Source organism: Hymenobacter sp. YIM 151500-1, assembly GCF_025979885.1.
Lineage (GTDB): Bacteria > Bacteroidota > Bacteroidia > Cytophagales > Hymenobacteraceae > Hymenobacter.
In genome coordinates, this window is record NZ_CP110139.1 from 4,236,462 (window position 1) to 4,260,239 (window position 23,778).

The window sequence follows — 23,778 nt, forward strand, 5'->3', positions numbered from 1 at the left end:
CGCCGTTGGTGTTGCCGTCTTGCTCAAGCAACCTACCGCACCACCAGCCGCTGCGCGCCGGCTTCCGACTGCACTGAGTACACGCCGGGGCGCAACCCGCCGAGCGGCAGCGTCAGCTGCGTTTGGCCCGCGCCGAGGCGGGCTGTGCGCACGGTGCGGCCCAGGGCGTCGCGTATTTCTACCGGTGCGGCTGTCGTTGCGGCAGCCGGCAGCTGCACCGTCACCGATTGGCCGGCCGGATTGGGCCACAGCTTGAGCTGCTGGGTTTGGGCCTTGCTGGTGCTGGTTGTGACGAAGGCCCGGTTTTCAAGCACCAGAATTCGGTCATCGGTGGCGGCGGGATTGGCGCGGCCGTCACGGTTGCTGGTGGCCACGTACACCCGCCCCTGCGGCGACACGCACACGGCCCGCAACCGCCCGAAGCCGGAGAGAAAGTCGGCGGCCGTGCCCACGGTGGTGCCGTTAGTAGCCAGGGGCAGCTGGGTCAGCTTGTTGCCGCGCAGGGCTACGGCCAGCAGGCTGCCCCGCCAGCCCGGAATGGCGGGGTGGTCGTAGTAGGCGAGGCCGGCAATGCCCACGGTAGGCGCCCAGGCGTAGAGCGGCTCCCGCACGTTGTTGGCGGTGCAGTAGGGTCGTTCGTCGGCCAGGTTGCAGAAGCCTTCCACCGTGGGCCAGCCGTAATTGCCGTTGGGCTCCAGCAGGTTCAGCTCGTCCTCGGCGTTCTGGCCGTGCTCGGTGCTGTACACGCGCCCGTTGGCGGCTCGCACCAGGCCCTGGGCGTTGCGGTGCCCGTAGCTGTACACCAGGCTGCCGGCCACGGGGTTGTCGGCTGGCACAGAGCCGTCGAGGTTGAGGCGCAGCACTTTACCGTTGAGAGAAGCACGGTCCTGAGCCGCGGGCCGGTTCTGGGCGTCGCCGGTGGTCATGAGCAGGGTCCGGTCGGGGAGGATGAGCAGGCGGGAGCCGCTGTGCGTGCTGACGGCCGGAATATCGGCCAGCAGCACCCGCGGGCTGCCCAGCGCGGTGCCGGAGTAAGTGAGGCGCACCAGCTTCACTTTGTAGCCGTTGTCGTTGTAGTTATACACCACGTACACGAAGGGCGAGGTGGCAAAATCGGGGTGCAGCACCATGCCCAGCAGGCCGCCTTCGGAGCTAGTGGCCACGTCGGACAACGTGACGAGCGGCTGCACTTGCCCGGTAGTGGGATTTACGCGGCTGATGCGGCCCCCGCGCTCCGTCATCCAGATGGCATTGTCGGGTCCCCATACCAGCTCCCACGGCACCTGCAAGCCCGTAGTCAGGGCCGATACCGTTACGGTAGTGTTGCCAACCGGAAAAGTGGTTAGGGCTGGCTGGGTTTGGGCGGCGGCCGGTTGCTGAAGTGCCGGCAGGAGTGCGGCGCTACACGCCAGGAGCAGGAAAGAAAGCTTTTTCATAGTCAGTTAGTTAGGTTGGATAAAGAGCAGGGCCGGAAAAGGTAAGCAGTTTTCCACTATAACTCGGCCAAGATGATTGGATGGTTGCCTCAAGCACCGGATACTATGCGTTGCACGTCCAGGCCCTAGCCACCACGGGGCCGCCCGGCAGGAAGTATCAGCTGCTAGAACAGCCTGTGTACTCATGCCACGGAAGTAACGGTACGGCGCTGAAAGAGCCGCTGCTACCCAATACTGCCGCCGTTTGCTTGCAGCTGCCTACTTTACGGCTCGTTTCTTCTGCTCCACCCCATGTTCACCATCAGTACCGACCCCGCCCAACTCGACCTGAACACCGTGCACCGCTACCTGGCCGAGGAATCGTACTGGGCCCGCGGCATTCCGCGCGAGACGCTGGAACGGGCCGTGAGCAACTCCCTCAACTTCGGGCTGTACGCCCCCGATGGCCGGCAGGCCGGCTTTGCCCGCGTCATCACCGACCGGGCCACCTTCGCGTGGCTGTGCGACGTGTTTGTGCTATCTGAGTTTCGGGGGCAGGGCCTGAGCAAGCAGCTGATGACAGCCGTGTGGAGCCACCCCGACTTGCAGGGCCTGCGCCGCTCCATGCTGGCCACGCTTGATGCCCACGGCCTCTACCGGCAGTTTGGGTTCGAGGATCTGGCCGCGCCCGAGCGGTACCTGGAAGTGCGTCGCCCGAACCCGTACGGCGCCCCGACGGCGAACTGAGCGGTGCTGCCGGGCTGCATAGCACATAAGCTAGCGGCAACAGTTTTTAGCGAAGAAAAACGCACCGCTGGGCTTTTTTTCGTGTCCTGTATGCAGAAGGCGGCTTATCTTCCGCTACCGCTCCCATCCGCTGCTATGAATACGACCTTGGCTGCCCGCTGGCACCGTCTTACCACGCCCCTGCTGCCCGATGAAGGATTGCGCAAAGCAGCCCTTCAGCAACTATCGGCGGCGTACGAGGCCTCCGACCGGCACTACCATTCCCTGCGGCACATCCGGGCCCTGCTCGAAACCCTGGACCGCCACGCCGCCCAGCTCCAAGATGCGCCGGTGGTGCAGCTGGCCGTGTGGTTTCACGATGCCGTGTACAACCCCTTGCGCGACGACAACGAAGCCCGCAGTGCCGCCCTGGCCCTGGAGTTTTTGCAGCGCACCACCCTGCCCGCCGACCGGCAGCAGCGCGTAGCCTTCCTGATTGAGCGCACCAAGGACCACACCCAGCCCCAACCCCCCGACGATACCGACCTGCACCTGCTCCTCGACGCTGACCTGCAAATCCTGGGTGCCGCCGAAGCCGACTACTGGCAGTACGCCCGCCAGGTGCGCCAGGAGTACCGCCTCGTGCCCGATTTCATGTACCGCCGTGGCCGCCGCAAAGTCCTGGAAAAGCTGCTCGGCGCCCCAGCCTTGTATCATACCGAAGCTTTCCGCAACAAGCTCGATGCACAGGCCCGCCGCAATTTGCAGGCCGAGCTGAAGGCGTGGCAGAATGGGGGATTGTAGGGGCCTCACCCCCCGGCCCCCTCTCCCGCGGAGAGGGGGAGCCTGACGCCAAGTCGTTCTGCGCCGCCCTGTCGGCTCCCGCCTCCAGAACGGCTTACCATTGAGGACGGCAACGAACAGCAGCCGCATAGCGGGCTACAGGTTTGTAGTGTGAAAGATTGGGTAAAGAGTTCAGCGCCGCGTAGCGGTGCCAGAGACGCTTGACCGTTTCTGGCACCGCTACGCGGCGCTGAACTTATCTGCATTAACCTGGCTACAACCCCTCAACCGCTACGCGGCCACTGTGCTACTACAGGCAGGTAGCCGTTCTGGAGGCGGTAGCCGACAGGGCGGCGCAGAACGACCTGGCGTCTGGCTCCCCCTCTCCGCGGGAGAGGGGGCCGGGGGGTGAGGCCCGCAACTTCACACCGCCTAACGTGTCCATTGGCTGCTGCTGACTAATTTCAGCGCTTCGCTAACCTTTGCTTTTCATGCTACACCGATACGTGCTGCCGCTGGTGGCGCTGAGCCTGCTGGCCGCAGCTGCCCACGCCCAGCAGCTGGCCCCGCTTACTGTTGAGAAAATCATGCGCGACCCGGCGCAGTGGCTGGGAACTTCGCCTTCCAACATCTACTGGGCCGAAGATGGCAAGACCATTTTCTTCACCTGGAACCCCGAAAAAGCCCGCCGCGACTCGCTGTACCGTCTTTCGCCCGCGGGTGGCACGCCGCGCAAGGTAAGCCTGGCCGAGCAGCACAGCCTGCCTGCGCCCGGCGGCGAGTACGACCGGCGCTTCACCCGGCGCGTGTTTGAAAAGGAAGGCGACATCTACCTCCAGGACCTGAAAACCCAGCGCGTGCGGCGCGTCACGAACACGGCCGAGCGGGAAGCCGAGCCGCAGTTTGCCCTGCTGGGCCAGGTGGTGAGCTACACCCGCGCCGGCAACCTGTTCACCTGGGACCCCGCCACCGGCGAAACCGTGCAGCGCACTGATTTCCGCAAGGGCCCCAAGCCTGGCCCGGCCGTGCTCAGCCCCGCCGACAAGTTTCTGAAGGTCCAGCAGCTGGCTTTGTTTGAGGTGCTGCGCGGCAAGGAGCAGGACGCCCAGGCCCGGCAGCGGGTGCAGAAAGCCCTGGCCCGCCTGCGCCCCAAGGCCATCTACCTGGGCACCCAAACCGTGCGCAACCTGCGCCTCGCCCCCGACGGCCGCTACGTCACCTACACGCTGGCCCAGGAGCCCTCGGCCGAAAAAGTGGCCCTGGTACCCAACTTCGTCACGGCCTCGGGCTTCACCGAAGACCTAACCACCCGACCCAAAGTAGGCGCCCCCCAAACGGCTTTCCAGCTGGGCATCTACGACATCGGCCGCGACACCACGTTTCTGGTGGGCTACGCGGAGCTGAAAGGTCTCGACGAGCAGCCCGCCTACCGCAAAGAGTACCAGCTGAAGCCCCAGGCCCCCACGCCCGCTGATACGGCCAAAGCCAAGGCCGCGGCGCGCAAGCCAGCCGCCGAAACGCGGCGGGTGGTGCTGTTCGGGCCGTTCTGGTCGGATGATGGGCAGCGGGCTTTCCTCGTCATTCGCAGCGCCGACAACAAGGACCGGTGGCTGGTGAGCCTGGACCCGGCCACCCAGAAAATCAAGCTCCTGGACCGCCAGCACGACGACGCCTGGATTAACGGCCCTGGCATCGGGTACGACGAAGGCAACGTGGGCTGGCTGCCCGACTCGCGCCGCATCTGGTTTCAGAGCGAGGAAACCGGCTTCAGCCACCTCTACACCGTGGACGTGACGACCGGCCAGAAAAAGGCCCTGACCAGCGGCCGGTGGGAGGTGCAGAAGGCTCGCCTCAGCCGCAACGGCCGCACCTGGTACCTCACGGCCAACAAGGTGCACCCCGGCGAGCAGCACTTTTACCGCATGCCCGCAGACGGCGGCCCGCTCACCCAACTCACCACCCAGCCCGGCGCCCACGACGTTACGCTTTCCCCCGACGAAAAAACCCTGGCCGTGCGCTACAGCACGCCCACCCAGCCCTGGGAGCTGTACCTGATGGACAACAAGCCCGGTGCCCGCATGCGCCGGATCACCCACAGCACTACGCCCGAGTTTGAGAGCTACGCCTGGCGCACCCCCGAGGTCATCAGCTTCAAGGCCCAGGACGGGGCCGAGGTGTACGCCCGCCTGTACCGCCCGGCCTCGCCCCAGGCCCAGGGCCCGGCCGTCATCTTCGTGCACGGGGCGGGCTACTTACAGAACGCGCACAAGTGGTGGAGCCAGTACTTCCGCGAGTATATGTTCCATAACCTGCTGGCCGACAAAGGCTACACCGTGCTCGACATCGACTACCGCGGCTCCAGCGGCTACGGCCGCGACGTGCGCACCGGCATCTACCGCCACATGGGCGGCAAAGACCTCTCCGACCACGTGGACGGCGCCCGGCTGCTGGTGGAGAAGTACGGCGTCAGCCCCCGGCGCATCGGCATCTACGGCGGCTCCTACGGCGGCTTCATTACGCTCATGGCCATGTTCACCCAGCCCGACGTGTTCCGGGCCGGGGCCGCCCTGCGCTCCGTCACCGACTGGGCCCACTACAACCACCCGTACACCGCCAACATCCTCAACGAGCCCTCCGCCGACTCCCTGGCCTACGCCCGGTCCTCGCCCATCAACTTTGCCGAGGGCCTCAAGGGCGCCCTGCTCATGTGCCACGGCATGGTCGATACCAACGTGCACTTCCAGGATATCGTGCGCCTGTCGCAGCGCCTCATCGAGCTGAAAAAGGAGAATTGGGAGCTGGCCGTGTACCCGGTCGAGGACCACGCCTTCGTGGAGCCTACTTCTTGGACGGATGAGTACAAGCGTATTCTGAAGCTGTTTGAAATCAACCTAAACGGAGAGAGCAGATGATTTCTCGTAGTGTGGCGCAGTGGTGGCGCAGGGTTTCGCAGTGTGCTGACGCCTGAACACTGCGGAACCCTGCGCCACCACTGCGCCACACTGCGAGAAATCCTTTAAAAGCGGAATCAGTCGGTGTTTTTGGCCGGCTGGTCGATTGGAGAGGGAAGGCTAGGAGCGGGAAGAGCATCTTTGACTACTCTTTCAGCCACACTTTTAGCCTCTTCTCATGGAACGAAAGCATTTTCTGAAAAGCCTATTTCTGGGGGCCGTATCGACGCCCGTGTTGCTGGCCGCTTGCAGCAAAGACGACGAAGCCGTAACGCCCACTACCACTGGCACCGGTACCACCGGCACGGGCTCCGGCACCTGCGCCGTGGCGCCCACCGAAACCGAGGGGCCGTTTCCCACCAAGTCGCCCGCCTCCTTTGTGCGCTCCGACATCCGCGACGGGAAAGCCGGGCACACCATGACGGCCAAGCTCACCATTACCAACAGCAACGCCAACTGCGCCCCGCTAGCCGGCGCCATCGTGGACATCTGGCACTGCGACACCGAGGGCAACTACTCGGAGTACGGCGGCACGGGCATGCAGTCCACCAACTACCAGAGCGTGCACTTCCTGCGCGGGCGCCAGGTGACGGACGCCAACGGACAAGTCACCTTCACGACCATCTTTCCGGGCTGGTACACGGGCCGCGCCACCCACATTCACGTGCACGTGTACTCGGCCAGCGGCACCTCTCTGAAAATTACCCAGATTGCCTTCCCGGAAGGAACGGGCTCGGCTATAGAAGCTGTGAATGGCTACAGCAAAGGCCTGAACGGCTACACCACCAACGCCCGCGACAATGTGTTCAGCGACGGGGTAGCTCAGGAGCTGGCCACCGTGACGGGCAGCATTGCGGCCGGCTTCAACCTGGCCATTACGTTTGGCGTGCCGGCCTAGCAGCCTGTTTAAAGCTGCTGGAACTCGCCACAGCACGGTTTCTAGCTGCTTCTTCGCTGTCCATCAGCTTACCCCCAAGCCATGACAGAGCGCCGTATCCGCATCAGCTACCGCAAAATCGTCGACGCCACCGCTACCCGGCCCTGGGACAAGCTGGTGTTCGAGGATACCTACCAGGAGTTTCGGTTGCAGGCGCAGCTGTTTAGTCAGGCGGGCAAGTACCGCACGTTCGGTGAGCTGCTGCACCACGCCCCAGGGGCCGAGCAGCTGCATTTTCTGGTCAGCGCCGCCGTGCGCGGGTACGTGCAGCAGCTCACCGGCTGGGTGCCCGATGTGGTCGACAACCTGGGGCGGCTCTTTCTGAAATTCAGTCAGTTTCAGTTTGAAATCATCAACTCCGACCTGCTCGACAAGGCCCGCCACCAGGTAGCGGTGAGCTTCTACTCCGAGCCGCTGCTCTGGCACGACACCGTGGGCAGCTACCTGCTCGTGTCGGAAGCCGCGGCGGAGCCTCAGCCCACGGGCGAGACGCTGACCCACCTGTTTCAGCTGCCGCCCTTTGTTTCCATCCATTCCCTGCACCTCAGCCCTTAGCCCCATGCAGCAGATACCCGGCAAACTGTTCTTGGCCGACCAGCGCGGCACCGCCGCCGACGCCCACTTCCGGCGCTTCAGCACCTTCCATTTCGGCGAGTACCGGGCCGTGCACAAGGAGCCCTTTGGCCGCCTGCTGGCCGTGAACGAGGAAACTCTGGCCGCTGGCCGCCGCGTGTCCCTGGCCGTGCCGGAGGCCGCGCACGTGCTGGTGCTGCCCCTTACCGGCGCGGTGCAAGCCAGCCTGGAGCCGGGCAAAGCGGGCCGAGTGGAAGTGGAGGAGCTGGGCGTGCTGACCGCGCCGGCCGGCAGCACCGTGCACTTCACCAATCCGTACCCGGACGAGGTGATTCACTTCCTGCACCTGTGGGTAGCCGGCCCGGCCACCACGGCCGCCAGCCGGGTTTCCGCTTTCAACGCCGAAGAGCTGGTCAATCAACTAGGGCCGCTGCTACCGACTGAGGGCGGCTCCGGGCTGCCGTTTCGGGTGAGCATGGGCCAGTTTGGCGGGCGGGTAGAAGTCGAATATCAGCTGCAACGCTCCACGGCGCGTTTTTTCGCGTTTGTGCTGGCGGGGGCCTTTGAAATAGCGGGCCGGCTCCTGCACGAAAAAGACGGCGTGGCCCTGTGGGACACCCCGGCCGTGGAGCTGGAGGCGCTGAGCAATGAGGCGGTAGTACTGGTTATCGAGCTGGAAGCGTAGCCATTGTGGGGTGCGGTGCCTGCTGGTGGAAAGTAGCAAGGAGACGAAATGGCACAAACAGCGGAGAATCTTGGTACTTTGTACAAGCTCGGCCGGCAGCCCTGGTGTAGGTGGAAGCCCGGCGGCCAGGCAGTAGCTACCTTATTACGTCACCGGATGTCATTGCTTACCCCGCGCCAGGCGCAGACTGGTTTGTTGCACGCCGTTATTTGGGTGCTGCTGGGGGTGCTGCTGTTTACGCAGCCCGCCGGCAGGCTGCCGGCCCGGTGGTTTTACGCTTTGCAAACGGGCCTGCTGCTGGTGTCGCTGGGCGTGTTTTACCTCAACGCGCAATGGGCCGTGCCGCAGCTGCTGTACCGCCGCCGCGTGCTGCTTTACCTGGCGTTGGTGGGGGCCGTAGTGCTGGCCGTGACGGTGGGACACCGCTGGGTGCAGCAGGCGCTGGAAGCCCACAGCCGCCCGCTTGGCCTAGCGGCCGGGCCGCCGCCCGTCGGGAGCCGGCCGCCGGGTCCGCCGCCCGGCTGGGGCCCCGATGATGAACTTGGGGGCGGACCGCACCCTGGCCGGGAGGCCGGCTGGATAAATCCGGCCGTGCTGCTGTCGACGCTTCTGGTAATGGGGCTGGGTACCAGCGTGGCGGCCGTGCAGCGCGGGCAGCACGAGGCCCAGCTGCGGCAGGCCCTGGAGCAGGAAAAGCTGGCTACCGAGCTTTCGTGGCTGAAGGCGCAGCTCAACCCCCACTTCTTCTTCAACACGCTCCACAACATCTACGCCCTTACCCTGATTGATGGCGGCCAGGCCCGTGAAGCCATTCACCGCCTCTCGCGCATGATGCGCTACGTGCTTTACGAAACCCAGGCCGGCACCGTGCCCCTCAGCCAGGAGGTGCAGTTCGTGCGCGACTATATCGAGCTGATGCAGCTGCGCCTGACCGATAATGTGCACGTGCACCTCGACTTGCCCCAGCCTTTGCACGAGGCGCCCATGGCTCCGCTGCTGCTGCTGCCCTTCATCGAAAACGCCTTCAAGCACGGCACCAGCGCCCTGGCTCCCAGCCACATCCGCATTGAGCTGGCGCAGCCCACGCCCCACACCCTGGCGGTGCGGGTCCGGAACCCGGTGTTTGCCGACCGCCCCGCGGCCCTGGATGAAGGCAGCGGCATTGGCTTGGCCAACACCCGGCGCCGGCTGGCCCTGCTGTACCCCAGTCGTCACACGCTCACCATCACCGAGCTAACCCCGAGCCACGAGTACGAGGTGCACCTCACCCTGACCCTGGCTTGAATTTGAGTTGGGGGACAGTAGATAGGAGAAGGTAGAACGCAGATAGCCTAAAGATTTTCAGTAGCTTATACCGATACAGACACCCTTGCCAGTTTCCTTTTGCCGCATTACCTAACACCATGACCCTGAACTGCATTGCCGTTGATGATGAACCCCTGGCCCTGCGGCTGGTAGCCAGCTTTATCGAGCAAACGCCGTTTCTGAAGCTGGTGGGCACCTACAACAGCGCCGTGGCGGCCCTGCGCGGCTTGCAGCAGACGCCCGCCGTGGATGTGCTGTTTCTGGATATTCAGATGCCCGACCTCAATGGCCTGGAGCTGGCCCGCATCCTCGACCGGGGCCCCGGCTCCGCCAGCCCGCGGGTCATTTTCACCACGGCTTTTCATCAGTATGCCCTGGAAGGCTACAAAGTCGACGCCCTGGACTACCTGCTCAAGCCCTTCGACGCCACCGATTTTGAGCGGGCCGCCCGCAAAGCCCAAGCCTACTTCGAGCTAGTTCGGCGGCCGGCCCCGGCGCCCACCGCCCCCGGCCCGGCGTCGGCGGCCGAGGCGCAGGACTACTTATTTCTGAAAGTGGAATACCAGCTGGTGCGCGTGGCCTTGCAGGACATCCTCTACATCGAGGGGCTGAAAGACTACGTGAAGGTGTACCGCCGCTCCGAGGCCCGGCCCCTGCTGTCGTTGACCAGCCTGAAAGCCCTGGAAGAAAAGCTGCCGCCGCGCCGGTTTATGCGGGTGCACCGCTCGTTTATCGTGGCCCTGGACCAGATTGACAGCGTTTCGCGCGGACTTATTCAAGTGGCCGGCCACTCCGTTCCCATCAGCGACAATTACCGCGCGGCTTTCGAGCAGTACCTGAACGGCTGGAAGTAGGCGGCGCTAGGGCTGGTCGGTGTTGCGGTTGAGGCGGTAGGCCAGCGTCAACTGGCCCTGGTAGTTGCGTAGGGTGTAGGTGCTGGTGGAAAACGCCACCGGCCGCCCGGTATCTTTTTCCACCAGCACCGAATTCACGGTGGTGTTGTCGGTGACGGTGCCGCCGAAGTAGCGGGCCGCGGCCGTGGCCGTGAAGCGGCCCCAGCGGTAGCCGCCTTCCAGGTACACGCCCACCTGCTGGCGCGTGTAGCCCAACTGGCCGCGCACGGGCAGCGCCTGGCTCCGGAAGCTGCGGCCGCTCACGCCGGGGTACTCGGCTTGGTTGCGGCTCAGAACCGTAAACACGTTTAGCAAACCCAGCCCGCCCAGCACCTGCCCGCTGCCCACGGGCCGCAGCAGCCGAACGCCCAGGGCTGCCAAGGTTTGCACCCCGCGCAGGGCGTAGGTTTTGGTTGGATACGCCGGATTGCCCGTTGTGACGGTGCGGGTAAAGGTTTCGGGGGCCCGCACGCTGACTTCGGCGTGGCCCGCCACCCGCCGGCCCGGAAACAGCAGGTCGGCGTAGAGGCCGCCCGTGGGGCGCACACTGCTTTCCAGGCGCTGCCCGGCCAGGTAGAAGGGCTCCAGGGGCAGGGTTTCCAGCTGGGGGCCGCCGGGGGCCACTGCCACGTTGAACCCGGTGGCCGTGCCGCTGCCGAGCGTAGCGCGGGTGTACGCCGCCCCGGCCAGCCCGCCCCACTCCAGGCGCAGGCGGGCCGTACGGGGTTGGGCTGTCAGTACCGAGGCCTGGCCCAGGCACTGCGTGTTGTAATCCTGAATGGCCTGCTGCAGCTGCCGGGCCTCGAAGCGCAGCTTCTCCCACCGACCCGCCAGCGCCGGGCACTCGGGCAGGTACAGGCGCAGCTGCTCCTTGTAGTTGTTCACGGCGCTGAAGTACTGCCGCCCGTCGGGGCCGGTGCGCCGGTACGTGCGCGCCACCAGCTCCAGCGGCGGCCGGTCGGTTTGCTGCACAAAGTAGTGGGGCGTGGTGCCGCGGAAAGCCACCGTGAGCAGCACCGGGCCCTGCACCAGCACTTCGGTCAGGAGCGAGTCCGATACGAGGCGGCTGCGCGGGGCATCGAGTTGGGTTAAGTCGCGGCGCGACTCGGCGGCGGCATCGTAGGTGAGGTACTGGCGACGCCAGAAGCGGCCCTGGCTCAGGCCAAAGCCCCGCAGGGAGCGGGTACTCACCTCCTGCACGGCGGCAGCCGGGGCCGTCCGGAAGCGGAGCGTGGCCGGCGCATCTTCCCAGAAGCCATTTTCCAGCTCCCCGCGCACGGTGTCGCCGGCAGCCCGCACCAGGTAGCCGGGCGTGAAGCTCTGGGCATTACTGAGTAGGGGAGCCGTAGCGCCAAGCACCAGCCCAGCCGCGGCCCAGCGACGGAAAGAAAGGAAGGTCATCAGCAGAAGAATAAAGCAGCCAGCGCTGGCACCAAAACTCGGAAAACTGGTGCGGCACCCTGGCAAGATACTGGTAAATACCCGCTGTATACCCCAAGTAGCCCGGTAAAGCGAAGATATTGGGAGAAGAATAGGTAGGTTTAGCCAGCTGTTTTCTACCAACCATTTTCGTTTTTTTATGACTTCAACTTACTACCAACCTTCTGGCCGCTTCACCATGGGCGGGGTGCTGGGCTTCGTGCTGCTGGGCGCCGTGGTGGCCTTCTTCCTGGCTTTTGCCTACGCCTACGCCATCTGGTACGTGCCGTTCATTTATTTTAATGTGGCCTTCACCGTCATCTTCGGCGGGGCGTTGGGCTACGTGTTGAAGAAGCTTACCAAAGCCGGCAAGCTGCGCAACCCGGCCCTGGTGGGCTGGCTCAGCCTGGGCGTGGCCGTGTGGGCCTGGTACGTGCACTGGGCCGTGTATATAACCCTGCTGGCCGGCGCCGGCGAAACGCAAGCGCTGGGCAGCCGGGCGTCCTACACCTCCACCACCTTCGAGGCCGACCTATTTCTGGGGCTGCTGCTGAGCCCGGCCGAGCTGCTCGGGTTTCTGCCGCGCATCGCCGAAGAAGGCACTTGGAGCCTGTTTGGGACGACGCCCAGCGGCTTTTTTCTGTACCTGATCTGGCTGCTGGAGTTTCTGGGAATTGTGCTGACGGCCTGGTTTTTCCCCCGCGACCAAGCCGGCCAGCCCTTCTCGGAGCTGGCCAGTGAATGGGCCGAAAAAATTACCCTGCCGCAGTCGGCGGTGGCGTTTGCCGATGCTGCCGCCACCAAAGCCGCCCTCGAAGCCGCCGACTGGAACCACCTCCAGCCCCTGCCCGCCGAGGCGCCGGCCTCGCCCAGTGGCCGCCTGCACTTCTACCAGGCCCCCCACGACCCCGACTGCTGCTACCTCAGCCTCGAAAACGTAACCATCGAAACCGACAAAAACGGCAAGCCCTCCGAAAAAACCGACGAGGTGGTGGCCTACCTGCGCGTGCCGCCCCAGGTGCGCCAGGAGCTGCACGCGCGCTTCGGTGCCGCGGCGCTGGTGTCGGCGTCGTAGCGTGTTTCCGAGCGGAGAAAGTGCCAAAGCCCGTCAGCTACTGCTGACGGGCTTTGGTATTGGCGGCCGGGCCAGAAGTAAGGTTATTCTCCGTCCGAGGGGCGCAGGTCAGTCGGGTCGGGGCGGTGCTCCAGCAAGTCGGCGGGCTGGCACTCCAGCACCTGGCAAATGGCGGCCAGCGTGCTGAAGCGCACGGCCTTGGCCTTGCCGCTTTTCAGAATGGACAGGTTGGCCAGCGTAATGCCCACGGCTTCGGCCAGGGCGCTGAGCGTCATTTTGCGCCGGGCCAGCATCACGTCGAGGTTCACGATAATGGGCATCAGATGGTGAGTTCGGCTTCCTGGCTTAGCTCAACGCCCCGCTGGTACACGCCCGCAATAATCAGAAACATCAAACCTACTTCCCAGCCGGGCAACGTATGGTAGGTGTTTAGTTCCACATAATGGCCGAGTGGCTCGTCTAATCTTGGCACCCGAAAAGGCGGCACTAGTTCACGCACCATGAAAGAGGAAAGCTCGTGCCACAAATCCAGACCCAGCACGAGTAGCGCTAAGGTACGGAGGCGCCGGGCACTAGCGTAGGTAAACGGAGTGGTGGGCGTCACGTCCAGGAGCAAGAGCCAAAGTTGCCAGCTACCTACCAAAAAAAAAATCATCAATGCCAGTGAAAGATATCCGTCAGAAGCTCCCAAATACAGTAAGCTGATTCGCTTCCATGTGCTGTCTTCTTGATAGCGTAGAGTAGGTGCAGTAGGGTCGGCTGTAAGAGCAAAACCACTGGAATCGGCCCGCAACGTTGGTGGTTCTACCCACCTTTCCATCGAGCGTCCGTGCCAACCATCTTCAAAGCCTTTCTTGTAAGCTCGTACTTCGGTAAAGACGTTTGGGGCAGTAGTGTCTAGCTTCAGTTTCACTTCTTTTTCGTCAGTACCTACTTCCAACGTTTTGAGTAAGAATAAGGGGAGTAGCAACAGCCCGAACAGGAGGAAGAAAGCCATCAAGGGTCGGGTCAGGCGGAGCAGCGTGTTGAGGGAGAAGGTAGCCATGGTGAGAGTAGGTTTAGTTGACGCATTACATGTAGGCAGACGTAGGAAATCAAGGTCCCAGTACTGGTGTCAAATTGTAAGCTCGGCCTCCTGGCTTAGCTCGACGCCGCGGCGGTACATAAGCGCAACAACGCTGAGAACCATCACCATCCACATTTCTGGCGCCTGAGCGTCTCCGTTTAGCTCGACATAGCGCGCTACGGGCAAGGCAAGATTTTGCAAGGAGAAAGCAGGCATCAGGAAGGAAAGGAACAGATGGGCTAGCTGTTGCCACACAATCCACCCTACTATCAATAAGAGCATCTGCCTTAACCGGCGAGCATTGGTTTGCGTGAAAGGAGTAGCTGGCGTTACATCGCGGAGTAGTCGCCAAAGCAACCACGTCAGGGCAGTTAAGATCAGAGCTGTGCTCAACGCCATGGTTTCGTGCGACGCTCCCAGCCACAGCAACGCTACCCGACGCCAGAGGCTGGGTTCCCGATAGCGCACTATCTGCTGATCGGTATCGGCCAGTAATTCAAAACCAGAACGGTTGAAGCTCGGGGCTACAGAATCTGGAGTGAAAGGCGCAGGTCGTGGCACCGCTAGCGCATCTTGTTGCGCATCCTGCCAGCCCCTTTTCATATCCCGCACGGTTCCTTCGAAGGTGTAATAATGCGGGTGAGCTAAGTTAAGCCGCAATGTCATGGTATCTGCTGGTACCGAAGGATGGCCCGTGGTATGACCCGCGCTGAACAAGGTGGCCAACACATTGACGCAGGAGCCAATAAAGAGCAAGGCAATTACGAATCTGGTGTACCGCAGTACAAACGCCGTTGATTTCGTGGCCATACGCTGAGGAATGGTTAGGTTCGACACCAGCAAAGAAAATAGTATTTATTGAAAAACAATAAATAATTTCTGATAAAGGGAAAAAATATGCCGAAAAGCAACAACCCGGTTTAGCCAAGGCCAAACCGGGTTGCCACGAAAACTAAAAAGAAGGCTTGCTACAGCCGCTTCGTCAGTAGCAGGCCGCTGTAGGCGTAGCCGTTGCTATTGATGCCCTGTATGGGCTCCAGACTCAGGCGGCCTTGACCAGCTTTGTGCAGGTGCGGCACTAGGATGCCGGCCGTGGCGCCCACGGCGTAGCCCAGCAGGTTGTCGGAGAGGAAGTGCTTGCCAGCTTGCAGGCGGTAGTAGCCCACCGCGGCCGGAATGGCGGCTGCCGCGCCCCACACGTAGGGCCGGGCCGGCGAGTCGGGGTGGAAGTCGTTAAACACCTTGGCGGCGAAGAAAGTAGCCGTGGCCGTGGTGGCGGTGTGGCCCGCGAAAAACGAGTTAGTGGCGTTCTTGCGGGTGCGCTGCCGGGTGGAGGCCTCGTTGCTGTAGGTGAGCGGGCGGCTGCGGTACACGTTGCCAGCCGCCATGGTGAACAAAGCGCCCGTGGTGGCTACCGTCTGCACGTACAGGCCCGCCACCTGGCCGTAGCGGTGGCGGGTGGCCGGCAGCAGCGCCAAAAAGGTAGGAGTAGCCACCAAAGAGCCATAAAATAGATAGTCGCTCTTGGTGCGGGCCGATTCACTGTACTTGCCGGCCACAAACCGGTCGAACTTGGGCACGTTGTTTTTGCTGAGGGCGGCCACCTCCTCCTTGGTCAGGCCGGTTTTCTGCTGAATGAGGTAGAGGCCCAGCACGTTGGCGCCGGCCAGGCCCAGCGTAATAGGCGCATCCACCACAAAGCGGGTGCGGTACGGGGAGCTGGCCTGGGGCTGTTGGGCCTGGGCGGTGGCTCCGGTAAGCAAAGAAAAGGTGAGCAGCAGGGAAGCAGCGGCTTTTTTCATGGAAGTACAGCAAAGGAAAATAGGGAGAAACTGCCCCCTAAACGCAACGCTGCTGTTGAGGTTGGCTGCGGCGGTGCGGTTAGGCTTTCCGAAGCATGTTGGCGGCGGAGTTCCCGACGCACTCAGAAAACTTGTAGCTTTGCGGCCCTGCCCGGCACCAAGGCCGCGGCAGGGCAGGGGCTGCCGGCCCCTTGCGTACTTCACTTTTTCAGCTGATGCCTTACCTGTTCACCTCCGAGTCTGTTTCGGAAGGCCACCCCGATAAAGTAGCCGACCAGATTTCGGACGCCATCCTCGACGAATATCTGCGGCAGGACCCCGCGGCGAAAGTAGCCTGCGAAACCCTGGTTACCACCGACTTTGCCCTGGTGGCCGGTGAAATCAAATCGTCGGCCCGCGTGGAAGCCGAGCCAATTATCCGGGAAGTGATTCGGCGCATCGGCTACAACAGACCCGAGTACCTGTTCAACGCCGACACCTGCGAGGTAATGAACCGCCTGCACGAACAGTCGCCCGACATCAACCAGGGCGTAGAGCGGGCCCGCCCCGAGGAGCAGGGCGCCGGCGACCAGGGCATGATGTTCGGGTACGCCACCCGCGAAACGGCCAACTACATGCCCCTGGCCCTCGACCTGTCGCACCGCCTGCTGCGGGAGCTGTCGGCCATCCGCAAGGCCGGGGAGCAGATGACCTACCTCCGCCCCGACGCTAAAAGCCAGGTTACCATCCGCTACACCGACGACAATACCCCCGAGGCCATTGAAACCATCGTGGTCAGCACCCAGCACGACGAGTTCGACCCCAGCGAAGCGGCCATGCTGCGGCAGATTGAGCAGGACATCAAAACCATCCTGATTCCGCGGGTGAAGGACCAGCTGAGCTTTGGCGTGCAGCAGCTCTTCACCGACGACATCACCTACCACATCAACCCCACCGGCAAGTTCGTCATCGGGGGCCCCCACGGCGACTCCGGCCTCACCGGCCGCAAAATCATCGTCGACACCTACGGCGGCAAGGGCGCCCACGGCGGCGGCGCCTTCTCCGGCAAAGATTCCTCGAAAGTGGACCGCTCGGCCGCCTACGCCGCCCGCCACATTGCCAAAAACCTGGTGGCTGCCGGCGTCGCCGACCAGGTGCTGGTGCAGGTAGCCTACGCCATCGGCGTGGCCGAGCCCGTGGGCGTGTTCGTCACCACCTACGGCACCACCAAAGCCAACGGCCCCGACGGCCGCCAGCTCACCGACGGCCAGATTGCCGACAAGGTGCAGCGCCTATTCGACCTGCGCCCTTACGCCATTGTGCAGCGCCTGGGCCTGCAAAACCCCATTTTCGCCGAGTCGGCCGCCTACGGCCACATGGGCCGCCAGCCCGGCACTAAGCACGTGAGCCTGGCCGATGGCACCACCAAGGAAGTCGAAACCTTCACCTGGGAAAAGCTCGACTACGTGGACAAAATCAAAGCCGAGTTCGGCTTGTAGGCTGTAGTTAAAGTTTGCGCTACACCAAAACGCCCGGCCTGCTGTAGCAGGTCGGGCGTTTCTATTTCAGCTCTCTACAAGTGGCGGCTTAATGAGCCGTTAGCTTCTCCTTGTGCTTGGTAATCTGCCGCTTCAGGTTGTCGGCGGCGGCGTCGGTTGCGGCTTCAAACGAGGCGGCGTCTTCCTGCGAGAACAAGGTGGCGCCGGGTACGTGCAGCTTCACTTCCACAGTTTTATTATTGATACCGTCTTTGTTGTTGAGGCGCAGAATTACTTCGCCCTCTATCACGCGGTCATAAAAGGTTTCCAGCTTATCGAGGCGCTTCTGGATGAAGTCGAGCAGTTTCTGGTCGGCATCAAAATGCACCGATTGCGTCTGTACTTTCATCGGGGGTTGGGTTAAGGGGTAGAACAAGAAACAAATCAGGCCTTTGGGTGGGCCTTATCAAACACTGATTTCAGCTTGTCGATGCTCAGGTGAGTGTATACCTGAGTGGCCGCCAGATTCGCGTGCCCGAGCAGCTCCTTAATGGCATTCAGATCAGCCCCTTTGCCCAGCAGGTGCGTGGCAAACGAGTGGCGCAGCACGTGCGGGTGCTGCTGGCCCGAGGCCGTCGTAATCTGACTTAAATAGTGCTTCACGGTGCGGTAGACGAACTTTTCGTAGAGCGGCTCGCCCTTATTGGTAACGAGCAAGGCCGGCCACGCGTTGCTGCCGGGCGCAAAGTCGCGTTGCTTGCGGGCTATATAGCGTTCCAGTACGGCCAGCAGCGTAGGGTTCAGCGGCACCAGCCGCTGCTTGTTGCCCTTGCCCGTTACGCGCACCGTCCGGCCGCTCAAACTCAGGTCGTCGTGCCGGATGCCCAGCAGCTCCGACAAGCGGATGCCCGTGCCGTAGAGCAGCTCCAAAATCAGCTGGTCGCGCACCCCGGCAAAGTCGTCCGGGAAGGCAAACGAGTTAAGCAGCCCGTTCAATGATTCCTCCGGTACGAAGTCGGGCAGCTTCTTAGCCACCTTGGGCGAGGTAATGCGCAGCATGGGGTTTTTCTGAATGGCCCCGGTGCGCAGCAAATACTTGAAATAGGAGCGCAGGCAGGCAATTTTGCGGTTCACGGTGCGCGGGTCGCGGTGCTGCTGCATCAGGGCCACCACCCAGGACCTAATCAGGGTGTGGTCGGCCTGCGTGGGGTCGGCCAGCTCGAAAGCGGCCAGCAGGTATTCCGAAAACTGCCGTAAGTCGGTTTGGTACGAAAGGACCGTATGCGGGCTGTAGCGGCGCTCAAACCGCAGATAGTCAAAAAACAATTCCATACGCGGCAGGCCCGCTGGCTGGGGCCGGGTTTCTAATGTAGAGAATTCGCCGAAAAGAAAAAAGCGAAACCACTGAATACAAAAAGCCGGATAATCTGCCCCGTAGAGCAAATTATCCGGCTTTTCGGCCCTGAAAACGAGGTGGCGTCTAGCTGGCGTCGGTGCCGTAAGTAGCCTGCTTGTAGATAGCTTTCTGCTTCTGCTTACGCTGGGTAATAGAAGGCTTCTGGAAGAAGGTGCGGCGGCGCAGCTCTTTCAGCACGCCCGTGCGCTCAAATTTCTTTTTGAAGCGCTTCAGCGCGCGGTCAACCGACTCGTTTTCTTTGATTTGGACGATGATCATATCTTCAGTGAGGTTGGAATCCAGGGTTGGAGGGCCGCAAAGATAATCACAGATTGTGCAGATTAAAAAATTTGATTTCACAGATTACTGACGAGCCGCCCGAAGTGCACCCCCAAAATCTGTGAAATCAAATTTTTTAATCTGCACAATCTGTGATTCAATCCTGTGATTCTTACTTCAGCAGGGCGCGGGCAATAACCAGCTTCTGAATCTCGGAGGTGCCTTCGCCGATGGTGCACAGCTTGGCGTCGCGGTAGTACTTCTCGGCCGGATAATCCTTGGTATAGCCGTAGCCCCCGAAGATTTGCACCGCCTCATTCGCCACGCGCACCGACACTTCCGAGGCGTACAGCTTGGCCATTGCTGACTCGCGGTTCACGTTCTGGCCGTGGTCCTTCATGTCGGCAGCGCGGTAAGTCAGCAGCGAGGCCGCCTCGATTTCGGTAGCCATGTCGGCCAGCTTGAAGGCCACGCCCTGGAAGTTGCTGATGGGCTGGTTGAACTGGTGGCGTTCCTTGGAATATTGCACGGCCGCCTCGTAGGCACCCTGCGCAATGCCCAGGCTCAGAGCCGCAATGCTGATCCGGCCGCCGTCGAGCACCTTCAACGACTGCACAAACCCGTCGCCAACCTTGCCAATCACGTTTTCCTTGGGCACGCGGCAGTCGGTGAAAATCAGCTCCGTAGTTTCGGAGGCGCGCATCCCCAGCTTATCTTCCTTGCGGCCGGCCGCAAAACCAGGCGTGCCCCGCTCAATGATGAAAGCCGTCATGCCGTGCGAGTCGCCGACTTCGCCGGTGCGGGCAATAACCACGGCCACATTCCCGCTCTTGCCGTGGGTAATGAAGTTTTTGGCTCCGTTCAGCACGTAATAGTCGCCGTCTTCCACGGCCACGGTGCGCATGTTGCCGGCGTCGGAGCCGGTGTTGGGCTCTGTCAGGCCCCAGGCCCCAATCCACTCACCGGAAGCCAGCTTGGGCAGGTACTTGCGCTTTTGCTCCTCCGAAGCGTGCTGCAGGATGTGGCCGGTGCACAAGGAGTTGTGCGCCGCCATGCTTAGGCCGATGCTGCCGTCGATTTTGGCCAGCTCGGCAATGGCCGTGACGTACTCCATGTAGCCAAAGCCCGAGCCGCCGTACTCCTGCGGCACCAGCACGCCCATCAGGCCTAGCTCACCGAGCTTGTGAAACACGTCGATGGGGAACTCCTGGGTTTCGTCCCACCGCATCATGTGGGGCTTGATGTGCTGGGCGCCGAAGTCGCGCACCATCTGGGCAATCATTGTCTGGTTTTCGGTAGCGACCAGTTCCATGGGTGGGGTGGGATATAAGGGTGGGTGGGAAGTAAAGAAGCTAGCTGCAGGCTACAACCCGCAGGGCTCAGTTTTGGGTCCGCGAAAGTACGATTTTGCGGCTGCATCCGCCAGTACAGGATTCGGGCCTGACGGGGCACGAATTTTGAAAGGGCGTCCTAATTCGGTTACCTTTGGTGGTTTTTCAGACAAAAACCGCCCGGCGCGGCGCTGTCGTTACATCCGAACCTGAACCCGGCTTCCCGGCCTGCATGCAACCATCTTTTTCTTGCCGCCTCTTGCGCCTGTGGGTGCTGTGCGTGCCTGTAGTGCTGTTTTTCGCCTCGTGCACTGCCTCGCGCATCCGTCAGCAGAACATCCTCTTCCGCACGGATGGCGCCGGCCGCCTCGACACGGCCAGCCTGCGCAACGTAGTAAACCGGGCCGAGCGCAACTACATCATCCAGCCCAACGACTTCCTCGACGTGCGGGTGTATACCAATAGAGGGGAGCGAATTCTGGACCCCAACGGGGAGTTGTTTTTTGGTCAGCCCGCGGGCACTGGCGCCGGCAGCGTCAACCGGCAGGGCAGCGGTGGCCGGTCAGCCCAGCCACAACGGATTGGGGGCCAGGCGGGGCAGCAACCCTTGGCTGAGTTTTTGGTGCAGCGGGACGGCGTGGTGAAGCTACCCCTAGTAGGCACGGTGAAACTGTCGGGCCTGACGTTGCTGCAAGCCGATAGTCTGCTGCAAACCAGGTACGCAGAGTTTTACAAGGAAGCGTTTGTGACCACCCGGGTCACCAACAACCGCATCATTGTGCTGGGTGCTACCAGCGGAGGGTCCGGACAAATAATCTCCATGTTCAACGACAACATGAATTTGTTGGAAGTGCTGGCCGCCGCGGGAGGCATTGAAGGTGGCTTTGCGGGAACTACCGGCCAGAGCCGCGTTGGCCGGGTCGACAATATTCGCCTGATTCGGGGTGATTTGAAAAATCCGCAGGTGCAAGTTATTGACCTGACGACCATTGAGGGCATGCGCCGGGCTAACCTACAGGTGGAACCCAATGATATAATTTATGTTGAACCCATTCGGCGGCCTTTCTTCGAAAGCCTGCAGGATGCTGGCCCCCTGTTCGGGCTAATTGGCAGCCTTGCCGGAATTGCCAATATCTTTTTTATTATATCCCAAATCAACAACTAACTGCCGATTGACTTGCTATCTGTATCTACGTCATTCTCTGAAAACAATTAGTACTACATGGCAGCGAAAGAAGACGCTGAGCTAGAAGAACTCATCCGCAGTGCGGGCGCCGAGCCGGAGGAAGAAAGCGAAGGCGGCGGCCTTGATCTAACCACGTTGGTGATGGTGGCGCGCAAAAGCGTGCCGTGGATCTTGCTGCTGATTGTGGTGGGTGTTACGGCGGCCTGGCTTTTCCTGCGCTATACTCCGCCCACTTACAAGTCCTCCTCTACTCTCAAAATTGACGAAAAAACCGAAGCTGGCGTGCTGGGCATTGGCGCGCTGGGCGGGGCTGCCGAAAAGCAGCAGAACGTAAACAAGCTGTCGGGTGAAATTGAGCTTATTAAATCCGACCTGATTTACCGGCGGCTAAAAGATTCGCTGAAGCTGGATGTAACCTACTACGTGGAGGGCACGGTGCTGGAAAGTGAGCTGTACCGCACCTCGCCGTTTCGCGTGGAGTATGAAGCGAAAGAGGGTGCTGCCTACAACACCAAGTTTGGGCTGCAGTTTCTGCCTAATCGGCGCTTCCGCCTGACGTATACAGCCAACAATCAAGAGGAATCCGGCGAATACAGCTTCGGCCAGCCGGTTCAGGCGGCGGGCTTTCTGCTGCGCGTGTTTGCTACCGATGCCTACACCACTGAGGCGTTGGATGGTAGCTATCATTTCGTTATTAACGACGACGCCAGCCTGAACGAGTACCTGAACGAAAACCTGCTGGTCGAAATCATCAACCCCGAGGCCAATACCATCGGCATTTCCTTCACCGACCACAATCCGCAGAAAGCTCAGGCCATTGTCAATAAGATTGACTCGGTGTACTTGGTGGAGAAAATACTGCGCAAGCAGGAGCAGGCCGCCCGAAGCATGAAATTCCTGGACGAGCAGCTCGGCGAAAACCGGGGCAACCTGCAAGGGGCCGAAGAAAACCTACAGGCTTTTTTCAAGCGCAACAAAACCAACGACGTCAAAGCCGACGTTGCGCAGATCACCCAGCTGCTCCAGCAGCTGGAAGATGAGCGGGAGAAGCTGGAGGAGCAAGCCGATCTGCTGGCCGACCTGGCCCGCCTGATAGAACAGGACCGCCTGACCACCCGTGAAGACGGAGACGTGTTTCAGAGCGTGCCGGCATTGTCGAGCATCAAGGACGGGCAGCTGACCCAGCGCATTGCCGAGCTGAGCGACCAGCAACTGGACCTGCGGCGGGTGCAGTTCTCGTACCAGAACTCTACCGATGCCGTGAAGCTGCGGCAGGAGCAAATTGCCGATACCAAGCAGGTTATCCGGGAGCTGTTGCAAAAAAACCAGCGGCTGGTCCGGCGCCAACTGGCCAAGATGGACATCAAACAGGCCGAGCTGGAAGCCCGCCTGCGGGAGCTGCCTGAAAAGCAAACCGAGCAAGCTCGCCTCCAACGGCCGCTTGAGTTGTACGAAAAGTACAATATCAACATGATGGACCGGAAGATTGAGTTCGGCATTCAGCTGGCCGGCACCACGCCCGACTTTCAGATTCTGTCGCCGGCCACGCTGCCTAGCATCCCGATTTCGCCGCGCCGGCTGATGGTGTACGCCATCGGGCTGGCGGCCGGCGTGGTGCTGGGCCTGGGGCTGATTGCGGCGCGCTACCTGCTGCACAACACCGTGACCAACGTGGCCGAGCTGGAGCGCAACACCCAGGCGCCGGTGCTGGGCGTGATTCCGACCTACGAGAAGGAAAAGATGGTGGTGTCGAAGCTGGTAGTAGACAAAAACCCCAAGTCGGCCATATCCGAGGCTATTCGCTCCATCCGCACCAACCTGGAGTTCATGGCGTCGTCCAAGAAGAAGCGCCTGATTTCGGTTACGTCGACGGTGAGCGGCGAAGGCAAAACCTTCGTGACGGTGAACCTGGCCGGCATCATTGCCGCCTCCGACCAGCGGGTGGTGATTCTGGACCTGGACATGCGCAAGCCCAAAATCAACCTGGCCTTCGACGCCGAAAACGTGAAGGGCGTTAGCACCATCCTGATTGAGAAGCACACTTGGCAGGAATGCTTGCAGCACACATCTATTCCGAGCCTCGACTTTATCTCGGCCGGCCCCACGCCGCCCAACCCCTCGGAGTTGATTCTGAGTCCGCGTTTCGACGAGTTGGTGGAGAGCTTGTTTCAGCACTACGACGTGGTGATGATTGACACTCCGCCGGTGGGGCTGGTAACGGACGGCATCCTGATTATGCGCCGGGCCGACGTGCCAATTTACATTGTGCGCGCCAACTACTCCAAGAAATCGTTCCTCAAGAATATCAACAAGCTGATTCGCGTCAACGGCTTCACCAAGCTGACCACCATCCTGAACGACGCCCAGGCCAGCAGCATGCATGGCTACGGCTACGGCTACGGCTATGGCTACGGGCAGGGATACTACGAGGAAGAGGCCCCCAAAGCCGGCTTGCTGGGACGGCTCCGCAAGCAGTTCTCCTAATCCCTGATACCTTCG

General features: G+C 61.7%; 22 protein-coding genes. 12 read left to right on the forward strand and 10 right to left on the reverse strand.

The genetic code is table 11. From position 1 onward, the window contains the following. Positions 1-32 precede the first annotated feature (32 nt). Entirely contained in the window at positions 33-1,436 is a 1,404-nt protein-coding gene (locus tag OIS53_RS17555) for a PQQ-dependent sugar dehydrogenase (RefSeq protein ID WP_264679877.1), read from the reverse strand. Between the two features lie 291 nt (positions 1,437-1,727). On the opposite strand from OIS53_RS17555, the gene OIS53_RS17560 reads away from it, so the two are divergent. The 8 genes from OIS53_RS17560 (at position 1,728) to OIS53_RS17595 (ending at position 10,229) form a co-directional block, all read left to right on the forward strand. Then, entirely contained in the window at positions 1,728-2,162 is a 435-nt protein-coding gene (locus tag OIS53_RS17560) for a GNAT family N-acetyltransferase (RefSeq protein WP_264679878.1), read from the forward strand. A 135-nt stretch (positions 2,163-2,297) separates the two neighbouring features. Further along, positions 2,298-2,945 carry an HD domain-containing protein gene (locus OIS53_RS17565; RefSeq protein WP_264679879.1) on the forward strand — a complete coding sequence of 216 codons (648 nt, stop codon included), beginning with the start codon at positions 2,298-2,300 and terminating at the stop codon, positions 2,943-2,945. Between the two features lie 470 nt (positions 2,946-3,415). Continuing rightward, a complete protein-coding gene (locus OIS53_RS17570; protein WP_264679880.1) occupies positions 3,416-5,836 on the forward strand; it encodes a prolyl oligopeptidase family serine peptidase in 2,421 nt (806 codons plus the stop codon). A gap of 217 nt (positions 5,837-6,053) precedes the next feature. After that, positions 6,054-6,773 carry a dioxygenase family protein gene (locus OIS53_RS17575; protein ID WP_264679881.1) on the forward strand — a complete coding sequence of 240 codons (720 nt, stop codon included), beginning with the start codon at positions 6,054-6,056 and terminating at the stop codon, positions 6,771-6,773. An 81-nt stretch (positions 6,774-6,854) separates the two neighbouring features. Then, a complete protein-coding gene (locus OIS53_RS17580; RefSeq protein WP_264679882.1) occupies positions 6,855-7,367 on the forward strand; it encodes a hypothetical protein in 513 nt (170 codons plus the stop codon). A 4-nt stretch (positions 7,368-7,371) separates the two neighbouring features. Then, positions 7,372-8,070 carry a pirin family protein gene (locus OIS53_RS17585; RefSeq protein ID WP_264679883.1) on the forward strand — a complete coding sequence of 233 codons (699 nt, stop codon included), beginning with the start codon at positions 7,372-7,374 and terminating at the stop codon, positions 8,068-8,070. Positions 8,071-8,226: 156 nt separating this feature from the next. Then, a complete protein-coding gene (locus OIS53_RS17590; RefSeq protein WP_264679884.1) occupies positions 8,227-9,354 on the forward strand; it encodes a sensor histidine kinase in 1,128 nt (375 codons plus the stop codon). A gap of 119 nt (positions 9,355-9,473) precedes the next feature. After that, positions 9,474-10,229 carry a LytR/AlgR family response regulator transcription factor gene (locus tag OIS53_RS17595; protein ID WP_264679885.1) on the forward strand — a complete coding sequence of 252 codons (756 nt, stop codon included), beginning with the start codon at positions 9,474-9,476 and terminating at the stop codon, positions 10,227-10,229. A 6-nt stretch (positions 10,230-10,235) separates the two neighbouring features. Here OIS53_RS17595 and OIS53_RS17600 read toward each other — a convergent pair whose 3' ends face one another. Beyond that, a complete protein-coding gene (locus OIS53_RS17600; RefSeq protein ID WP_264679886.1) occupies positions 10,236-11,669 on the reverse strand; it encodes a hypothetical protein in 1,434 nt (477 codons plus the stop codon). Between the two features lie 178 nt (positions 11,670-11,847). Between OIS53_RS17600 and OIS53_RS17605 the strand changes: the two genes are divergently transcribed. Beyond that, positions 11,848-12,762, forward strand: coding sequence for a hypothetical protein (locus tag OIS53_RS17605; RefSeq protein WP_264679887.1), 915 nt, complete (start codon positions 11,848-11,850; stop codon positions 12,760-12,762). A gap of 83 nt (positions 12,763-12,845) precedes the next feature. On the opposite strand, the gene OIS53_RS17610 is transcribed toward OIS53_RS17605, so the two are convergent. The 4 genes from OIS53_RS17610 to OIS53_RS17625 all read right to left on the reverse strand — a co-directional run bounded on the left by OIS53_RS17610 (position 12,846) and on the right by OIS53_RS17625 (position 15,630). Further along, positions 12,846-13,082, reverse strand: a complete 237-nt coding sequence (locus OIS53_RS17610; RefSeq protein WP_264679888.1) for a helix-turn-helix domain-containing protein — start codon at positions 13,080-13,082, stop codon at positions 12,846-12,848. Beyond that, positions 13,082-13,807 (reverse strand): DUF2975 domain-containing protein, encoded by a 726-nt coding sequence (locus tag OIS53_RS17615; protein ID WP_264679889.1) that lies wholly within the window; start codon positions 13,805-13,807, stop codon positions 13,082-13,084. The genes OIS53_RS17610 and OIS53_RS17615 overlap by 1 nt, the downstream gene beginning before the upstream one ends. Before the next feature lie 69 nt (positions 13,808-13,876). Continuing rightward, a complete protein-coding gene (locus OIS53_RS17620; RefSeq protein WP_264679890.1) occupies positions 13,877-14,638 on the reverse strand; it encodes a DUF2975 domain-containing protein in 762 nt (253 codons plus the stop codon). 158 nt (positions 14,639-14,796) lie between these two features. Next, on the reverse strand, positions 14,797-15,630 hold the full coding sequence (locus OIS53_RS17625; protein WP_264679891.1) for a phosphatase PAP2 family protein: 834 nt from the start codon (positions 15,628-15,630) through the stop codon (positions 14,797-14,799). Between the two features lie 215 nt (positions 15,631-15,845). On the opposite strand from OIS53_RS17625, the gene metK reads away from it, so the two are divergent. After that, the gene (gene metK, locus OIS53_RS17630; RefSeq protein ID WP_264679892.1) at positions 15,846-17,108 is read left to right on the forward strand and encodes a methionine adenosyltransferase; all 1,263 of its coding nucleotides are present in this window, start codon (positions 15,846-15,848) and stop codon (positions 17,106-17,108) included. A gap of 88 nt (positions 17,109-17,196) precedes the next feature. Here metK and hpf read toward each other — a convergent pair whose 3' ends face one another. From hpf to OIS53_RS17650, 4 genes are all read right to left on the reverse strand, one after another. Then, entirely contained in the window at positions 17,197-17,496 is a 300-nt protein-coding gene (hpf, locus tag OIS53_RS17635; protein WP_264679893.1) for a ribosome hibernation-promoting factor, HPF/YfiA family, read from the reverse strand. 35 nt (positions 17,497-17,531) lie between these two features. Beyond that, the gene (locus tag OIS53_RS17640) at positions 17,532-18,419 is read right to left on the reverse strand and encodes a tyrosine-type recombinase/integrase (protein WP_264679894.1); all 888 of its coding nucleotides are present in this window, start codon (positions 18,417-18,419) and stop codon (positions 17,532-17,534) included. A 148-nt stretch (positions 18,420-18,567) separates the two neighbouring features. Beyond that, on the reverse strand, positions 18,568-18,762 hold the full coding sequence (gene rpsU, locus OIS53_RS17645; RefSeq protein WP_264679895.1) for a 30S ribosomal protein S21: 195 nt from the start codon (positions 18,760-18,762) through the stop codon (positions 18,568-18,570). 172 nt (positions 18,763-18,934) lie between these two features. Next, positions 18,935-20,074: an acyl-CoA dehydrogenase family protein gene (locus OIS53_RS17650; RefSeq protein ID WP_264679896.1), complete on the reverse strand. Its 1,140-nt coding sequence runs from the start codon at positions 20,072-20,074 to the stop codon at positions 18,935-18,937. A gap of 251 nt (positions 20,075-20,325) precedes the next feature. Here OIS53_RS17650 and OIS53_RS17655 point away from each other — a divergent pair, with 251 nt between their 5' ends. Further along, the gene (locus tag OIS53_RS17655; protein ID WP_264679897.1) at positions 20,326-21,258 is read left to right on the forward strand and encodes a polysaccharide biosynthesis/export family protein; all 933 of its coding nucleotides are present in this window, start codon (positions 20,326-20,328) and stop codon (positions 21,256-21,258) included. 57 nt (positions 21,259-21,315) lie between these two features. Next, a complete protein-coding gene (locus OIS53_RS17660) occupies positions 21,316-23,763 on the forward strand; it encodes a GumC family protein (RefSeq protein ID WP_264679898.1) in 2,448 nt (815 codons plus the stop codon). The last annotated feature ends 15 nt before the right edge of the window (positions 23,764-23,778 follow it).

Bases quoted from the DNA above. Each gene is read 5' to 3' on its own strand.
- OIS53_RS17555 (WP_264679877.1), bottom strand. From the start codon at position 1,436: ATGAAAAAGCTTTCTTTCCTGCTCCTGGCGTGTAGCGCCGCACTCCTG.
- OIS53_RS17560 (WP_264679878.1), top strand. From the start codon at position 1,728: ATGTTCACCATCAGTACCGACCCCGCCCAACTCGACCTGAACACCGTG.
- OIS53_RS17565 (WP_264679879.1), top strand. From the start codon at position 2,298: ATGAATACGACCTTGGCTGCCCGCTGGCACCGTCTTACCACGCCCCTG.
- OIS53_RS17570 (WP_264679880.1), top strand. From the start codon at position 3,416: ATGCTACACCGATACGTGCTGCCGCTGGTGGCGCTGAGCCTGCTGGCC.
- OIS53_RS17575 (WP_264679881.1), top strand. From the start codon at position 6,054: ATGGAACGAAAGCATTTTCTGAAAAGCCTATTTCTGGGGGCCGTATCG.
- OIS53_RS17580 (WP_264679882.1), top strand. From the start codon at position 6,855: ATGACAGAGCGCCGTATCCGCATCAGCTACCGCAAAATCGTCGACGCC.
- OIS53_RS17585 (WP_264679883.1), top strand. From the start codon at position 7,372: ATGCAGCAGATACCCGGCAAACTGTTCTTGGCCGACCAGCGCGGCACC.
- OIS53_RS17590 (WP_264679884.1), top strand. From the start codon at position 8,227: ATGTCATTGCTTACCCCGCGCCAGGCGCAGACTGGTTTGTTGCACGCC.
- OIS53_RS17595 (WP_264679885.1), top strand. From the start codon at position 9,474: ATGACCCTGAACTGCATTGCCGTTGATGATGAACCCCTGGCCCTGCGG.
- OIS53_RS17600 (WP_264679886.1), bottom strand. From the start codon at position 11,669: ATGACCTTCCTTTCTTTCCGTCGCTGGGCCGCGGCTGGGCTGGTGCTT.
- OIS53_RS17605 (WP_264679887.1), top strand. From the start codon at position 11,848: ATGACTTCAACTTACTACCAACCTTCTGGCCGCTTCACCATGGGCGGG.
- OIS53_RS17610 (WP_264679888.1), bottom strand. From the start codon at position 13,082: ATGCCCATTATCGTGAACCTCGACGTGATGCTGGCCCGGCGCAAAATG.
- OIS53_RS17615 (WP_264679889.1), bottom strand. From the start codon at position 13,807: ATGGCTACCTTCTCCCTCAACACGCTGCTCCGCCTGACCCGACCCTTG.
- OIS53_RS17620 (WP_264679890.1), bottom strand. From the start codon at position 14,638: ATGGCCACGAAATCAACGGCGTTTGTACTGCGGTACACCAGATTCGTA.
- OIS53_RS17625 (WP_264679891.1), bottom strand. From the start codon at position 15,630: ATGAAAAAAGCCGCTGCTTCCCTGCTGCTCACCTTTTCTTTGCTTACC.
- metK (WP_264679892.1), top strand. From the start codon at position 15,846: ATGCCTTACCTGTTCACCTCCGAGTCTGTTTCGGAAGGCCACCCCGAT.
- hpf (WP_264679893.1), bottom strand. From the start codon at position 17,496: ATGAAAGTACAGACGCAATCGGTGCATTTTGATGCCGACCAGAAACTG.
- OIS53_RS17640 (WP_264679894.1), bottom strand. From the start codon at position 18,419: ATGGAATTGTTTTTTGACTATCTGCGGTTTGAGCGCCGCTACAGCCCG.
- rpsU (WP_264679895.1), bottom strand. From the start codon at position 18,762: ATGATCATCGTCCAAATCAAAGAAAACGAGTCGGTTGACCGCGCGCTG.
- OIS53_RS17650 (WP_264679896.1), bottom strand. From the start codon at position 20,074: ATGGAACTGGTCGCTACCGAAAACCAGACAATGATTGCCCAGATGGTG.
- OIS53_RS17655 (WP_264679897.1), top strand. From the start codon at position 20,326: ATGCAACCATCTTTTTCTTGCCGCCTCTTGCGCCTGTGGGTGCTGTGC.
- OIS53_RS17660 (WP_264679898.1), top strand. From the start codon at position 21,316: ATGGCAGCGAAAGAAGACGCTGAGCTAGAAGAACTCATCCGCAGTGCG.